The sequence below is a fragment of the Paenibacillus sp. UNC496MF genome (assembly GCF_900113915.1).
In the GTDB taxonomy this organism is placed as follows: domain Bacteria; phylum Bacillota; class Bacilli; order Paenibacillales; family Paenibacillaceae; genus Paenibacillus_Z; species Paenibacillus_Z artemisiicola.
The window spans coordinates 391,011-405,090 of the sequence record NZ_FORE01000005.1 but is presented as its reverse complement, the minus strand read 5'-3'; the positions used below and the strand labels follow the sequence as shown (position 1 = coordinate 405,090).

Sequence of the window (14,080 nt, the reverse complement as noted above, 5' to 3'; positions counted from 1 at the left end):
TGAGACAATGTTGAAATGTTGAGCAGTGAACCATATTGACGAGGTGATCGAAATGCAACCGAAACAAAGTATCGTCAGCCTGCCTGTCTACCAGCCCGGCAAACCGATCGAAGAAGTCAAACGCGAATTGGGCTTGAAGGAAGTCATTAAGCTGGCATCGAACGAAAATCCGTTCGGCTCTTCGGAGCACGCGAAAGCCGCTATTATGAAAGAACTTGACCACATCAGCATATATCCCGACAGCTTCAGCACGGACCTGACCGCCGCGGTCGCCGCCTACCTCGGCGTCGAGCGCGACCAGATCATTTTCGGCGCAGGCTCCGACGAAGTCATACTGATGCTCGCGCGGGCGTTCCTGACGCCGGGCGACGAGACGGTCATGGCGGACGAGACGTTCTCGCAATACCGCCACAACGCGGTCATCGAAGGCGCGACGATCGTCGAAGTGCCGCTGAAGGACGGCGTGCACGATCTGACCGCGATGCTCGCGGCGATTACGGAACGGACCAAGATCGTCTGGGTGTGCAACCCGAACAACCCGACGGGCACGATCGTTCGCCATGCCGAGCTGGAAGCGTTCATCCGCCAAGTGCCGTCGAACGTCATCGTGGCCCTGGACGAAGCGTACATCGAGTACGTGACGGACGAGGCGTTCCCGGACAGCTTGGCGCTGATGCGCGAATTCAAGAACGTGATTCTGCTTCGCACGTTCTCCAAAATTCACGGCCTCGCGTCGCTCCGCATCGGTTACGGCGCCGGTCATGCCGATCTGATCCGCATGGTCAACCAAGTGCGCGAACCGTTCAATACGACGCGGATGGCGCAAGCCGCGGCCGCGGCATCGCTTGCCGACACGGATTTCGTCAGCGGCTGCCGGGACCGCAACGCGGCGGGCCGAGCTTACCTGTACGGCGAATTCGACCGTCTGGGTCTGCATTACTTCGAAGCGCACGGCAATTTCATCATGGTCGACGTCAAAATGCCTTCCGCCCAAGCATTCGACGGCCTGCTGCGCCGCGGCGTGATTTCCCGCGCGCGCTGGGCGCATCACCCGACCTACATCCGCATTACGATCGGCAGCCCGGAGCAGAACGAAGCGTTCGTCGCGGCGCTCGAGGCCGTGCTGACCGAAGCGGCAGTGCTGGGGTAAAGCCATGACGAAAATCGCGATATTCGGCGTCGGCTTGATCGGCGGCTCGCTCGCGCTCTGCTTCAAAGGCAAGCCGGGCATTACGGTCGTCGGCCATTCCGTGCGCGAATCTTCCGCAGCCAAATACCTCGAGCGGGGCGTCGTCGATCATGCGACGACGTCTCTTCGCGAGGCGGCAGAAGGGGCGGATTTTATTTTTCTGTGCGTGCCCGTGGGCGCATTGGACCAATACGTGCAGGATTTAAGCCGGATGAAGTTGAAGCCGGGCTGCATCGTGACGGACGTCGGGAGCACGAAGGCGTCGGTCGCTTCGGCCGCCAGACAAGCCCGTCTCGGCGACGCGGTGTTCATCGGCGGGCATCCGATGGCCGGATCGGAGCGGGCGGGCGTGGAAGCCGCGTCGCTCTACCTGTTCGAGAACGCCTTCTACGTGCTGACCCCGGATCCGTCGACGCCGCGGCAGTACGTCGATCAATTGACGCAGCTCCTCGCGTACACGAAGGCCAACATCGTACACGTCAATCCCGAAGAGCACGACGAGATCGTCGGCGCGATCAGCCATCTGCCGCATATCATCGCGGTGGCGCTCGTGAATCTCGTGCGCGGCTTCAACGCGGACAACCCGCTGTACGGCCAGCTGGCCGCGGGCGGATTCCGCGACATCACGCGCATTGCGTCCAGCGACCCCGTCGTCTGGCGCGACATTCTCATGAACAACCGCGACGTGCTGCTGGAGCTGCTGAAAGCGTGGCAGGCGGGCATGGACCGGTTCGTCGGCATGCTCGAAAGCGAGAACGGCGAAGCGGTGGAGCGGGCTTTCCGGGGAGCCGGGATCTTTCGAAGCCAGCTTCCCGAACGGCGGAAAGGCATGATCCATTCGGTCTACGAATGTTACATCGACGTGCCCGATCATCCCGGCATTATCGGGAAGGTCGCAACGGAGCTCGGCAACAGCGCGATCAACCTGAGCAACGTGCAAATCATCGAAAGCCGGGAGGATGTGCCCGGAGTACTGCGCCTGAGCTTCCGGAAGCAGGAAGATTTGGACCGCGCGGTGGAGCGTCTGGGCGAAATCGGCTACGCCGTTCATTTTTAAAAATAATCGTAAATCATTTGAAAACGCTTATTGACAAAATGAAAACGGATACATATAATAAAGGTACAGTATGGTTTCTCTCCACTCCTATCCAAATCCATCGCAGATCTTTGCGGGGCCGCCCTTGGGCGGTCTTTTTTTTTTGTCTTTTATTAGCTTAATTGAAACCTTTCCCCGGTTCGTTACGTCGATTACCAGTGCCGGGCCATCCGGACTACGCGATCTTTGAGAAACTTTTACCCTACGACCTTTCGCCGCATGTTACAATCGATGTTGTTTATGTAAAAATGTGGGGATTTGAAACGTGTCGAAAGAAGCAGGAATTTGGTTTCATTCCTCGAAATAGATAGAGAAAATAGCATAGATCACAAAATTTTTACGATCGCGCAACTTTTTCCTCCCGTGTCGGTACAATGTATAACCGATCCGGGAGCACTCCTATGGCCAAGGAGGGTCGCCCGCGATGACCGATTCCCAGCTTATACGCGAAATCAAGGATGGCAACATACAGCTGTACTCGGAGTTGATGCGGCGCTACCAACGAAAAATCCTTGCCTTCATCTTCCACATGCTGAAGAGCGCGAAGCTCGAGCTGCTGGCGGAAGACCTTTGCTCGGAAACGTTTTACAAAGCGTATCGCAGCCTCCATTCGTTCAGGGAAGTCGATGCTTCCTTTTCAACATGGCTGTACACCATCGCTAGAAATACGGTGCTCAGCGAGCTGAGAAAACAGAAGGCCGGGAACGTATCCTTCGAAGAAGTCGGATTTACCCCGGTCGCGCCGCCTGATGCCGTTCCGGAACAGCGGCTGCTGAAGAACGAACGGATGTCGATGGTGCGGGAAGCCATCAACAGCCTGCCGGAGAAGCAGCGCTCGGCGCTTATTTTACGCGAGTACGATCAACTGGACTACCAGGAGATCGCCAATATCCTCGGCCAGACCGTCAGCTCCGTAAAATCGCTTCTGTTTCGTGCGCGCAGCAGCGTCAAGGTTCAGCTGGAACCGTATTTCGGCGAATCGCCAATGCTGGAAGAGTACGAGGGGATGAAAATGCGATGAACTGCCAGGATGTACAGGAATCGTTCGGCGTCTATTGGGATTTGGCCGAAGACGACAGCGAACGTCTGCTCGTGGATTTGCATCTCCAAACCTGCGAGGCGTGCAGGGAGGAGTTTCGGATATGGGAAGAGAGCGAACAGCTGATTCGCGTCTTCTCGGAAGATGCCGACGAGATCGGTCCCGTCGACCACGTCAACCATGGCGTCATGGACCGCATTTATACGGAACAGTCCTGGTTCATGCCGGTGACGAACCGAACCTATCAATTTTCCAAGACGTTCCGCCGGAACGTCACGGCGATTATCGCATGTTGCCTGGCGATGTTCGTGGTCGGATTGTTCTACGTCGTCACGGGCAATCACGATGCGTCCACCGTAAACGTGGCCAAGCTGACCGGGTTGATCGAACCGGCGGACGCCGCCAGCGACCCCGACATCATTCAGAACGCGTTTTACGCCGACGTGCCGGTCGCCAGCATCAGCGATCCCATCGTGCTGAATATCGTGCCGACGGTTCCGCAATACTATGTTGCGTTATCGCTGCTCGGCATCATTATGACGCTGCTCATTTTAAACTGGTTTTCACGAACGCGCAGCTGACGCATACATATTGAATACTGGCAAGAACCCGACTCCGGCGTTCCGCGCCGGAGATCTTCGTTGAAGGAAGGTAGACGGATTGCGAATCGGACTCATTCGCCACGGTCAGACGGCTTGGAACGAGCTTGGCAAAATCCAGGGCCGAACCGATATACCGCTCAATCAGGAAGGGGTTCGGCAAGCGCGGGCGCTTGCAAACCGCCTGACGACGGAGCCGTTGAAGTGGGATGCGGTCGTTTCGAGCGATCTCATGCGCGCGCGGCAAACCGCCGGAATCATCGCGGAGGCGCTCGGCATACCGCTGCTCGAACCGGACGCGCGGCTGCGCGAGCGGTATTACGGCGACGTGGAAGGGACGACGGAAGCGGACCGGCTGTCGCGTTGGGGCGCGGACTGGAAGAAGCTCGACCACGGCCAGGAGAATGACGAACAGCTGCGGAACCGCGCGCTGGCGTTCGTCGAGGAGGCCGCCGCTACGATGCCGGACCGCGACCTGCTGGTCGTGACCCACGGCAGCCTGCTGTCGCAGCTGCTGCGGGCGATGTACGCGGACTTGGAGGATAAGCCGATTCTCAATCTTTCGTTTTCGATCATGGAACGTTCGGGTATCGGGTGGATCCCGCTGCTTCATAATTGCACGCAGCATTTGGAACAACTGCAAGATTGCCGATAAGTCCTCTTGTCGACAGCCGCTATTCTCGCAACGGAGCGAGATTGGCGGCTGTTTTTTCGTTGCGATCGGCCGCGCGTTCAAGGCGAAACGCCGGCGCGGGAAGCGCGCAGCATGAACTTTTCTCCCAACCGGGGTTATAAAAAACGGCAATGTTCCCATAATGGTAGTACACCTGCAAGAGAGATGGGAACGGAGGGGCGGCAGATGAAATTAGCGGACATGCTAAGCTATGCGGACATCGGCCAGCTGAGCCGAATCGCGACAACCTATCAATGCGAATGCAACGGAAACTCGAAACACGAGTTAATCCAGTCGATTCTGTCGACGGTCAGTCGCCGCGACGTGTTCGAAGCGCAAATCGGCGCCTTGAAGCTCGAGGATCTGAGGTTCATGAATTCGCTGCTGTTCGATGCGCGGGATGCCTTCAGCCTGGAGGAGTTAGTCGCCCGGGTGCAGTTGAGCCGGTTCGGTTCGCCTGCCGGGCAGCAGGACTCATCGGCTGCCGCGCCCAGCGCGAACGAGTCCGCGCCGGCCGTCAAGAAACCGGCAGCGAAGTCGCAAGCTTCGGGCAAGCGGCCGGCAAAAGCGAAGACGACGGCGAAGGACCGGCCCGAACCGGAAAGCGGTCCGCGGGAGACGATATCCCGGTTCAAGCAATACGGCTGGCTGTTCAACGGCTATGCCGGCCCGGAGCGCTATCTCTTTCAAGTGCCGAGCGACTTGAAGGAGCGGTTCAAGCAGTCGCTGGAGCGCCGCTTGATCGCGGGCGCGGTATACGCGGACGACGAGCCCCACGCCTACCGGGACGAACAGATGCTGATGGGGGATGACGTGGCGCAGCTGCTGACGTACATCCACTTAAATGAAGTCGCCCTCACGACGGAAGGCACGATGTACAAGCGAAGCGTCATGCAGCTGCTGGAGCTGTTCGGGGTCAAGGAACCGCTGCCGGGCAAAGGAGAATGGCGGTTCGGGTACGGGCGGAAAATCAAAGAGTACCCGAACCGCTTGTCCCTGCTGTACGACTACTGTTACTACAAAGGCTGGATCGTCGAGCAGAACGAGGTGCTGGAGCTGTCGCCGGCGGGCAAGGAGCGCCAGGCGCTGCGGTCGGCGGAGCCGCCGGACAAGCTGTATCAATTCTGGCTGCGGCTATACAGGGGACCGATCCCGAATATTCGCTCGCTCGTTTATTGGATCGACAAGCTGGGGAATAAATGGGTGAAGACCGATACCGTCCTCTCGACGCTGAAGCCCTACGTGAAGCCGTTCTATTACGACCAGCCCGAAACGATTCTCGAGCAGCGGCTCATCGGCATGATGCTGCATCTCGGGCTGCTTCGCATCGGCGAACACGCCGATTTCGGACAAGTGCTTCGGATGACGCCGCTCGGCCGGACGATCGTGGCGGGACAGAGCCTCGACGACGAGGCGATCGTGCTGAACGGTTAGCCGCCGGGGCGTGACGGATGCCGCCGGGCTGAAGCACATTCGTTCGGCGGCGGGCCAACGTCCTTAGCTTCTTTCAAGTACGTTGAATATAATTTAGTAGAGCCGATACCCTCCCCGAACGGGAGAATCGCACTTACTTGAACCACCTATATGCTTTCGCTTGGTCGCCTGCGGGAGTCGTCGGCACGGACAGATTAGACGATCGGCACGGAGAAAAGAAGACGATTGGGAAGCAAAAGGCGTAAGGAAAGGAATATAGGATCTCTTAAACGCTCAGTTGGAGGTGGAGGTGTATCCTATGGACAAAATGAAACTCTCATACGAAGTCATGCTGGGACTTGCCGCGGAAATGCTCCTGGACGAAGCCGTACTCAAATTTCGCATGGATAAGCTGTACGCCGAGATCGATACGGCGCTGGCCTCCGGCGACAAGGATACCTTTCAGCGGTTGACGGACGAGTTGAAGTCGCTGCACGTTTGATGTCGATGGCGGCGCGCCCCGCGCGCAGCGCATGCAGGCCGATCGATTACATGATGCCAGGATGTCGGGGCGAACGCCTCGATGGTCCTGGCATTTTTTGCTCCGAAGGCCGGGCGGGAAGGCGCGGAAATTTTCTTTCATTATAATAGGGATACCTATGGTATATTGAATAGAATGGATTTTGCCGAACATACATATCCTAATGACCGGAGGAGCGGGAAAACAAATGAAATTCAGCGAATTAAACGCAGAGCAGTGGGCGGAGCTTCAACCGTATCTCGATACGGCGGTGCTGCCGGTGACGGGATTGACGGGCGCGGAAATGCCGCACGAAGCGGCGCGGAAGCTCGAACGTCTCCGCGACGTGCTGCATACGATCGAACAGCCGTTCAAAGGAAGAATCGTCACGTATCCCGCCATCCAGTATGGCGCGCGGTCGCCCGAGCTTGCCGGGCAGCTCCGCGAGGTATGCGGCAATCTGCGTACGGCCGGATTCACATACATCATTCTGGCCTCGGCCGTTCCGCTGCCGTCCGCCGAAGCATGCGGCGCGGACCTGGCCGTCGGTCCGGACGAGGACGGCGAGTCGCCCGAACCGGGTGCCGTCAGCGAGTCCGTTCGCAAGCTTTGGCTCGGTCGCGCCTGACTCATCGGCCGGACAAGCTTGCATCGTTTTGCATAAGGTGACAGCGGATTGGGTAAAACAAATTCCAGACAAGGTCAATTGTGACAAATTGATAACAATTGACAAATCCCAATTTGAACTGTCCATATATTCGATTGGCAAATTCTTGACGCTCCATATCACCTAGGCTATTATAAGTAATGTCCTAGTTCATCGTTTGTTTTGCCTTCTCCGGCAGAACACAAGATATGGCTCAGCAAAGGGGGTAGAACAGAAGATGAGTAACCATGAACACGATAACACGCACGGCGCGGTGAAACGCAACGGGATGTCGCGGCGTCAATTTTTGTCGTATACGCTCGGCGGCGCAGGCGCTTTCATGGCAGCGGGTATGACGCTTCCGATGATCCGCTTTGCGGTAGATCCGATCTTGCAGAAAAAAGCGGCCGGTACGTGGATTAAAGTCGTAGAAGAAACAAAAATTACGAACGAACCTCAAGAATTCAAGTTCAAAATCCACCAGGTGGACGGCTGGTATGTCAGCGACCCTGAGCTGACGGCCTGGATCTCCAAAGGGCAAGACGGCAAACCGTTCGCGCTCTCTCCGGTTTGTAAACATCTTGGTTGTACGATCGGCTGGAACACGGAGAAGAACGAGGAGTATGTTTGCCCATGCCACGGCGCCCACTACACCAAGGACGGCAAGAATTTGGTCGTCGCGCCTAAACCGCTGGACGAATACGACTTGAAGGTCGAGAGCGGCTGGGTTTACCTCGGTCCGATCAAAGCCAATACACGGGTATAAGGAGGCGTAACAATCTGATGATGAAAGGTATCTACAACTGGATCGACGAACGTCTAGATATTACGCCGATGTGGAGGGACGTCGCGGACCACGAAGTACCGGAGCACGTCAACCCTGCTCATCACTTCTCCGCATTCGTGTATTGCTTCGGCGGCTTGACGTTTTTCATTACGGTCATTCAAATTTTGTCCGGGATGTTCCTGACGATGTACTTCGTGCCGGATATCATCAATGCGTACAAGAGCGTTGACTTCCTGCAGCACAAGGTCGCATTCGGCGGAATCGTGCGGGGCATGCACCACTGGGGCGCGAGTCTCGTTATCGTCATGATGTTCCTTCACACCCTGCGCGTGTTCTTCACGGGCTCCTACAAAGCGCCGCGCGAAATGAACTGGGTGGTCGGCATGCTGATCTTCTTCATCATGCTGGGTCTCGGCTTCACGGGCTACCTGCTTCCGTGGGACAACAAAGCCTACTTCGCGACGAAGGTCGGCATTCAGATCGCCGAATCGGTGCCGTGGATCGGTACATACATTAAAGAGCTGATGCAAGGCGGCGAGATCGTCGGCGCGGAAACGCTGACGCGGTTCTTCGCGATTCACGTCTTCTTCCTGCCTGGCGCGCTGCTCGCGCTTCTCGCGGCTCACTTCTTTATGATCCGAAAGCAAGGGATTTCGGGACCACTCTAAGCCGAAAGGAGGCATTCTGCGAATGGCACACGGTCATAAATCGAACGAAAAAGTCGTATTCGTCGGTGACTCCCGGGTTCGTAAGAAGTCGGCTCCCGGCCCCGTGACCCCACCGGATTATTCTTCTTATCCAGGCAAATCGGAAGCTTTCATCCCGAACTTCCTGTTGAAGGAATGGATGGTCGGCGTCGTGGTGCTCGTCGGCTTCCTCGTGCTGACGATTTCCGAAGCGGCTCCGCTCGGCTATCCGGCAGATCCGACGAACGCGGCGTTTATTCCGATGCCGGACTGGTACTTCCTGTTCCTGTATCAATTTCTGAAATTGCAATACGTGTCGGGCAGCTACGTCGTGCTCGGTACGGTAGGCGTTCCGGGCATCGCCTTCGGTTCGCTCTTGCTGGCGCCGTTCCTGGACACCGGCAAAGAGCGCCGCTTCTACAGACGTCCGATCGCGTCGCTGCTGATGTTCATGTCGCTGATCTCGTGCTTCTACCTGACGAAGCAATCGTGGGATCACTACCAGCACGAGCTGAAGATCACGAACACGATTCCGGAACAAATCCTCCGGGAAGAGAAAGCGCGCGAAGCCGCGGAAGAAGCGGCGAAAGCCGGCCGTCCGGCAGGCGAACCCGCGCCGGAAATTCCGCTGGTCGACGCCAAGGATCCGGTCGTAAGCTCGCTGGTCGAACAGAAAGCGCAATGCGTCATGTGTCACGGCGCGGACTTGAAGGGCAACGAAAGCTCGGGCATTCCGTCGTTCCACGGCATCGGCGACAAGTTCAGCAAAGAAGAGCTGGTCGACATCGTGACGAACGGCAAGAACAACATGCCGGCCTTCAAGGATAAGTTGACCGCCGATGAGATCGATCAACTGACGACTTGGCTCGCGAAACAAAAAGCGCCTGCAAAATAAGGCATGGAGAGAATCAAAACCTGATCGTTCCCACGATCAGGTTTTTTTGCAACAATGCCTGAGTTCAGGACGAGGAGGATTGACGTGAAAGCAGCCGTTCTGCCGTGGAGCCGCGATTTCTTGACCAATCGCACGATATTGTGGCTTCTTTTTATCGTCAACACGTTAGGGACCGTTTACGGCTATTACTGGTATGGCAATCAAATGGCGTATACGGTGGAGACGCAATCCGCCTGGCAGGTCGTCTTCGTACCGGACAGCCCAACCGCCAGCTTGTTTTTTACGCTGTCCTTGCTCTTCTTATTATTTCCGCGGCTCCCGGGTTCCGGTACCGTAGGTTTGACGGTCCGTTCGATCATCGAAGCGCTCGGCGTCGTCACGTCGATCAAATACGGCATTTGGGCGGTCACGATGATCATGGCGGGCGGCGCGCAGGGCGATCAGCTGCAGTGGGAGCATTATATGCTCATCGTTTCCCATCTCGGCATGGCGTTCGAGGCGATGCTGTTCGTCCGTTATATGGTGTTCGGACGGTTCATGGCGTTCTTGGCGCTGCTGTGGCTCCTGCTCAACGACACGATCGACTATACCTTTTTCGTGTTTCCCTGGCTGCCGGACGTGCTCGAAAACGATTTGTCCGCCATCCAGACGTTCACGATGGGATTGTCGGTGTTCAGTCTGTTGATCACGTGGCTATTAATCGCCTACCGCAAGGTCTAAGATGGGACATCCCTCCATACGATGGTAATAGGGGGGATGGTCATGAAGGCATCATCGTTCATTGCGCTGGTTTGCGCCGGTATTTGTTTGCTTCTGGCGTCGGGCTGCAGCCTGAAACCCGCGCAATTCGCCGCGTCGGCTGCCGACGCAAGTCCGGAAAGCGCGGACGCGGACAACAATTCGTCGCTGGAACGGCTCAGCGCGTGGTCGGATGCCTTTTATGCGGCGGCGAACCGCTCGAACCGGCAGGAAGCGTACGTACTGCTGCAGCGCATCGAAGGCTTGGCCGCCCTGCCCGAAGTACGCGGCACCGGCACGCCGGTCGGCTGGCAAGCGTTCGACCTCAGCCTGCAGGCGGCCAAAAAGGCGATGCCCCAAAAAGGAACGACCACGCTTTGGTATACGGAAGCCGCCCGGCTGAAGCTGGCCAGCGATGCCGTTTTTCGTCCGAAGTCGCCGTTATGGCTCCAATACGAAGAGATTTTGAAGGATGACGCGCAGCGGATTCGGACGAGTTGGCAATCGCAAACCGAGGATCGGGCCTTGGCGGCCGAAGCGGCGATCGGAATTTACCGCGAGCATGTCGACCGGCTGGAGGTAGCGGCGCTCATGCAGCGGGATCCCGGTTCGATCGAAACGGTCAAGGAACGCATCGGGTATATCAAAGCGGTCGTGACGGCCGCGGAAAACGGCCAGATGCGGCCGGAATCCGTCTTATCGGCGCTTGACGGCCTGACGTCTGCCGCGAGCTCGCTGTTCCGCGATCCGAATCAGATCGGCGAGGCCGCTGCAGCGGAAGCGCTTCCGCCCGACATGACCGTGGGGCAGCAAAGGCATGGCTCCATGCTGATCGGGGAAATGTTCATTGCCGCTTTCGTAATGGGCGTGCTCGGCTTCATCGGCTGGCGCAAATATCGGAACGATCGAAACGGAAGCATTCCGTACTCGCGCAACAAATTCTAAACGGCATGCCGCTGCATCGGCGAGCGAAAAAATAACCGGCCCTCTGGGCCGGTTATTCTTCTTTGAAGCCTTCCCCGAGCACGTCGTGCACGTCGTTGATGACGATGAACGCGCGCGGGTCGACGCCGCGGACGATCGCGCGCAGCAGCCGAATCTCGTGCCGCGCCACGATGCAGTAGACGACCTGTTTCGGTTTGCCCGAATACGCGCCTTTGGCCGGGAAAAGCGTGACGCCGCGGTCCATTTCTTGGGTGATTTTCCGGCCGATCTCATCGCCGAATTCCGTGATGATGGTGAATTCTTTGGCCGCGTAGGCGCCTTCCTGGATGAAGTCGATCATTTTCGAGGCGATGAAGACGGCGACGAGCGTGTACAGTACCTTTTCCTTCGGGATATAGAGCAGCGACAAGGCGATGATGGCCACGTCGAGCGTGAGGATGACTTGTCCCATGCTCCAGCCCTTCAGCTTGGCGGCGATGCGGGCGACGATGTCGACGCCGCCGGTCGTCCCGCCGAAGCGGAACACGATGCCAAGACCGACGCCCAGCGTGACGCCGGCATAGAGCACCGCGAGTATGTAATCGTTCGACGTGCGGAACGGCACGATCCATCCCAGCGCGATGAACTTCTCCATGAGCGCCAGAAAGACCGAGAGCGAGATGGCTCCGAATACCGTGTAGCCCGTATGGGAACGGCCCAGAATGCGCCAGCCTATAATGAAGAGCGGGATGTTCAGCACGAAGGTCGAGATCGACAACGGCCAGCCGAGCGCGTAATTGAGCAAGATCGCGATCCCGGTGACGCCACCCTCCATCAATTGATTGGGAAGCAGGAAATAATGCAAGCCGAACGCGTAAATCGCGGTCCCCAGCATAACCGGGATCAGATTGCGAAGCAGCTGCGTAACGTTCGTTTTCAACGGGAACCCGGCTCCTTTCGAGGAATGGTGCAAAGATGAAGGCTATAACATAGTATGTCTCTTTCCCGGGAAAGTCAAAAGCATTGTGTTCGGAAACGGTTTGATATAACATATGTAGGGAAACCTCATGCACAGAGAGGAGCTTGGACGGTGTCGCAAAAGTCGCTCGCGGACATACAGAAAGAGGTTGACGCATACATATCGCAGTTCAAGGAAGGGTATTTCAGCCCGCTCTCGATGCTCGCCCGGATGAGCGAGGAAGTGGGTGAACTGGCGCGGGAAGTCAATCACCGCTTCGGGGAGAAGCCGAAGAAAGCGGACGAGGCGGACAATTCCATCGAGATGGAGCTCGGCGATATTTTGTTCATCGTCGTCTGTTTCGCCAATTCGCTCGGCATCGACCTGGCGGAAGCCCATGACCGCGTCATGCATAAATTCAATACGCGCGACGCCGACCGGTGGACGAGAAAAAACGTCGAACCGTAATCCGGCTTCCTACATATGCTGTTACCATCAACCTGTGTACAAGGAGGATGGGCGGATGGACGTAGAGAGCTGCGTGAAGAAAGCTTACGAAGCCATCCTGAACGGCGATTACGAGATGGCGATTCAGCGGTTCGAGGAAGCGATCGAGCTGGAACCGGATAACGGCGCGGTCTATTATAAATGCTCGATTACGTGCGCGCGCAGCGGGAAATGGCAAAAGGCGCTGCAGTTCGCGGAGAAGGCCGTGCAGTTGGATGCCGATCATGAGGAGTACGGGTATCACTTGCAGACGGTGAAAGCGAAAGCCCTAGTCAGCGAAGCGGCGCAGCTGCTGACGCAATCGCCCGCGGATATAGACCGCGCGCTAACGATGCTGATCGAAGCGTCGCGGATGGATCCGCTGAACTTGGAGGCATTGCTGCTGCTGGGTTCGGCTTACGCTTCGCTGCGGCGGTACGATGAAGGCGCGGCTTACGCGCGGGAGGCCGTACGGCTCGATCCCGAGCATGCCGCGGCGCGATCGCTGTATGCCGAGCTGAGACGAAAGGGCAGAGCCCTTCGCGCGTACAGCCAGCGAAGTAAACGGAAAAGGAACAGGTGACCCAATGGCAGCGGAACAAATTCGAGTAGCAGTAACGGGAGCAAACGGGCGGATGGGGCGCGAAGTCGTCAAGATGGTGCTTCAGGACGAAGGACTGGCGCTGGCGGCGGCGGTCAGCCCATCCGCCGGTCCCGTCGACGCGGGAACGCTTGTCGGCCTGCCGCCCTGCGGCGTTAACGTACAAGCCGATCTTGAAGGCGCGCTAAAAAGCGCCGAAGCGGACGTATTGGTCGATTTCACGGTTCCGCACGCGGCTTACGGCAACACGAGCCTCGCGATCGCTCACGGCGTACGCCCCATCATCGGCACGACGGGGCTGACGCCGGAGCAAATGGCCGAACTGGACGAGCTGTGCAAGCAAAAAGGGCTCGGCGCGCTGGTCGCGCCGAACTTCTCCATCGGCGCGATTCTGATGATGAAATTCGCCGAGCAGGCCGCCAAGTATATGCCGCACGTCGAAATCATCGAATATCACGGCGACCAGAAGCTGGACGCCCCGTCGGGCACGTCGATCAAAACGGCGGAGCTGATATCGGAGGCGCGGCAGGAGCTGCGGCAGGGCAATCCAAACGAGAAGGAAATCATCGAGGGCGCCCGAGGCGGATATTATAACGGGTTTCGCATACATAGCGTACGGCTGCCGGGCGTATTCGCCCAGCAGGAAGTCGTCTTCGGGGGCTACGGCCAAACCTTGAAAATCCGGCACGATTCCTACGAGCGCGCGGGGTATATGCCCGGCGTGAGCGTCGCGTGCAAGAAAATCATGACCTATACCGGACTCATCTACGGATTCGAACATTTGATGGACTAGCTGTCCGGACAAGCCGGCCGCCAAGGCGGAAGAGAGC

Annotated in this window: 17 protein-coding genes; 16 read left to right on the top strand and 1 reads right to left on the bottom strand. The window is 57.6% G+C overall.

Annotation, left to right across the window (positions count from 1 at the left end; all coding sequences use genetic code 11):
* The first annotated feature begins 52 nt into the window (after positions 1-52).
* From hisC to BMZ79_RS06665, 13 genes are all read left to right on the top strand, one after another.
* The gene (gene hisC, locus BMZ79_RS06725) at positions 53-1,150 is read left to right on the top strand and encodes a histidinol-phosphate transaminase (RefSeq protein WP_090637816.1); all 1,098 of its coding nucleotides are present in this window, start codon (positions 53-55) and stop codon (positions 1,148-1,150) included.
* Positions 1,151-1,154: 4 nt separating this feature from the next.
* Positions 1,155-2,246, top strand: a complete 1,092-nt coding sequence (locus tag BMZ79_RS06720; protein ID WP_090637814.1) for a prephenate dehydrogenase — start codon at positions 1,155-1,157, stop codon at positions 2,244-2,246.
* A 463-nt stretch (positions 2,247-2,709) separates the two neighbouring features.
* A complete protein-coding gene (locus BMZ79_RS06715; protein WP_090637813.1) occupies positions 2,710-3,306 on the top strand; it encodes an RNA polymerase sigma factor in 597 nt (198 codons plus the stop codon).
* The gene (locus BMZ79_RS06710) at positions 3,303-3,905 is read left to right on the top strand and encodes an anti-sigma factor family protein (RefSeq protein WP_090637811.1); all 603 of its coding nucleotides are present in this window, start codon (positions 3,303-3,305) and stop codon (positions 3,903-3,905) included. Before BMZ79_RS06715 ends, BMZ79_RS06710 begins: the two co-directional genes overlap by 4 nt.
* Before the next feature lie 79 nt (positions 3,906-3,984).
* Positions 3,985-4,578 carry a histidine phosphatase family protein gene (locus BMZ79_RS06705; RefSeq protein WP_090637809.1) on the top strand — a complete coding sequence of 198 codons (594 nt, stop codon included), beginning with the start codon at positions 3,985-3,987 and terminating at the stop codon, positions 4,576-4,578.
* 204 nt (positions 4,579-4,782) lie between these two features.
* Complete coding sequence (locus BMZ79_RS06700; RefSeq protein WP_090637807.1) at positions 4,783-6,030, top strand: hypothetical protein; 1,248 nt, start codon at positions 4,783-4,785, stop codon at positions 6,028-6,030.
* Positions 6,031-6,328: 298 nt separating this feature from the next.
* Entirely contained in the window at positions 6,329-6,511 is a 183-nt protein-coding gene (locus tag BMZ79_RS06695; protein WP_090637806.1) for an IDEAL domain-containing protein, read from the top strand.
* Positions 6,512-6,737: 226 nt separating this feature from the next.
* On the top strand, positions 6,738-7,157 hold the full coding sequence (locus BMZ79_RS06690; protein WP_090637804.1) for a DUF2487 family protein: 420 nt from the start codon (positions 6,738-6,740) through the stop codon (positions 7,155-7,157).
* Between the two features lie 256 nt (positions 7,158-7,413).
* Positions 7,414-7,941 carry a Rieske (2Fe-2S) protein gene (locus BMZ79_RS06685; protein WP_090637802.1) on the top strand — a complete coding sequence of 176 codons (528 nt, stop codon included), beginning with the start codon at positions 7,414-7,416 and terminating at the stop codon, positions 7,939-7,941.
* A 17-nt stretch (positions 7,942-7,958) separates the two neighbouring features.
* The gene (gene qcrB, locus BMZ79_RS06680) at positions 7,959-8,630 is read left to right on the top strand and encodes a menaquinol-cytochrome c reductase cytochrome b subunit (RefSeq protein ID WP_090637800.1); all 672 of its coding nucleotides are present in this window, start codon (positions 7,959-7,961) and stop codon (positions 8,628-8,630) included.
* A 22-nt stretch (positions 8,631-8,652) separates the two neighbouring features.
* Complete coding sequence (locus BMZ79_RS06675) at positions 8,653-9,543, top strand: menaquinol-cytochrome c reductase cytochrome b/c subunit (RefSeq protein ID WP_090637799.1); 891 nt, start codon at positions 8,653-8,655, stop codon at positions 9,541-9,543.
* An 84-nt stretch (positions 9,544-9,627) separates the two neighbouring features.
* A complete protein-coding gene (locus BMZ79_RS06670) occupies positions 9,628-10,263 on the top strand; it encodes a DUF1405 domain-containing protein (RefSeq protein WP_256252587.1) in 636 nt (211 codons plus the stop codon).
* Between the two features lie 42 nt (positions 10,264-10,305).
* Entirely contained in the window at positions 10,306-11,226 is a 921-nt protein-coding gene (locus tag BMZ79_RS06665; protein WP_177222034.1) for a sporulation protein YpjB, read from the top strand.
* A gap of 52 nt (positions 11,227-11,278) precedes the next feature.
* Here BMZ79_RS06665 and BMZ79_RS06660 read toward each other — a convergent pair whose 3' ends face one another.
* Positions 11,279-12,145 carry a YitT family protein gene (locus BMZ79_RS06660; protein WP_371263642.1) on the bottom strand — a complete coding sequence of 289 codons (867 nt, stop codon included), beginning with the start codon at positions 12,143-12,145 and terminating at the stop codon, positions 11,279-11,281.
* 150 nt (positions 12,146-12,295) lie between these two features.
* Here BMZ79_RS06660 and BMZ79_RS06655 point away from each other — a divergent pair, with 150 nt between their 5' ends.
* Genes BMZ79_RS06655 through dapB form a run of 3 tightly spaced genes read left to right on the top strand, consistent with a single transcriptional unit; the run spans position 12,296 to position 14,043 of the window.
* Positions 12,296-12,631 (top strand): nucleotide pyrophosphohydrolase, encoded by a 336-nt coding sequence (locus tag BMZ79_RS06655; protein WP_256252586.1) that lies wholly within the window; start codon positions 12,296-12,298, stop codon positions 12,629-12,631.
* A gap of 55 nt (positions 12,632-12,686) precedes the next feature.
* Complete coding sequence (locus BMZ79_RS06650) at positions 12,687-13,232, top strand: tetratricopeptide repeat protein (RefSeq protein ID WP_177222033.1); 546 nt, start codon at positions 12,687-12,689, stop codon at positions 13,230-13,232.
* 4 nt (positions 13,233-13,236) lie between these two features.
* A complete protein-coding gene (gene dapB, locus BMZ79_RS06645) occupies positions 13,237-14,043 on the top strand; it encodes a 4-hydroxy-tetrahydrodipicolinate reductase (protein WP_090637789.1) in 807 nt (268 codons plus the stop codon).
* Positions 14,044-14,080 lie beyond the last annotated feature (37 nt).

Excerpts from the sequence above, each read along its gene's own strand:
- hisC (WP_090637816.1), top strand. The coding sequence starts at position 53 with ATGCAACCGAAACAAAGTATCGTCAGCCTGCCTGTCTACCAGCCCGGC.
- BMZ79_RS06665 (WP_177222034.1), top strand. The coding sequence starts at position 10,306 with ATGAAGGCATCATCGTTCATTGCGCTGGTTTGCGCCGGTATTTGTTTG.
- BMZ79_RS06685 (WP_090637802.1), top strand. The coding sequence starts at position 7,414 with ATGAGTAACCATGAACACGATAACACGCACGGCGCGGTGAAACGCAAC.
- BMZ79_RS06710 (WP_090637811.1), top strand. The coding sequence starts at position 3,303 with ATGAACTGCCAGGATGTACAGGAATCGTTCGGCGTCTATTGGGATTTG.
- BMZ79_RS06690 (WP_090637804.1), top strand. The coding sequence starts at position 6,738 with ATGAAATTCAGCGAATTAAACGCAGAGCAGTGGGCGGAGCTTCAACCG.
- BMZ79_RS06650 (WP_177222033.1), top strand. The coding sequence starts at position 12,687 with ATGGACGTAGAGAGCTGCGTGAAGAAAGCTTACGAAGCCATCCTGAAC.
- BMZ79_RS06715 (WP_090637813.1), top strand. The coding sequence starts at position 2,710 with ATGACCGATTCCCAGCTTATACGCGAAATCAAGGATGGCAACATACAG.
- BMZ79_RS06700 (WP_090637807.1), top strand. The coding sequence starts at position 4,783 with ATGAAATTAGCGGACATGCTAAGCTATGCGGACATCGGCCAGCTGAGC.
- BMZ79_RS06675 (WP_090637799.1), top strand. The coding sequence starts at position 8,653 with ATGGCACACGGTCATAAATCGAACGAAAAAGTCGTATTCGTCGGTGAC.
- qcrB (WP_090637800.1), top strand. The coding sequence starts at position 7,959 with ATGATGAAAGGTATCTACAACTGGATCGACGAACGTCTAGATATTACG.
- BMZ79_RS06720 (WP_090637814.1), top strand. The coding sequence starts at position 1,155 with ATGACGAAAATCGCGATATTCGGCGTCGGCTTGATCGGCGGCTCGCTC.
- dapB (WP_090637789.1), top strand. The coding sequence starts at position 13,237 with ATGGCAGCGGAACAAATTCGAGTAGCAGTAACGGGAGCAAACGGGCGG.
- BMZ79_RS06695 (WP_090637806.1), top strand. The coding sequence starts at position 6,329 with ATGGACAAAATGAAACTCTCATACGAAGTCATGCTGGGACTTGCCGCG.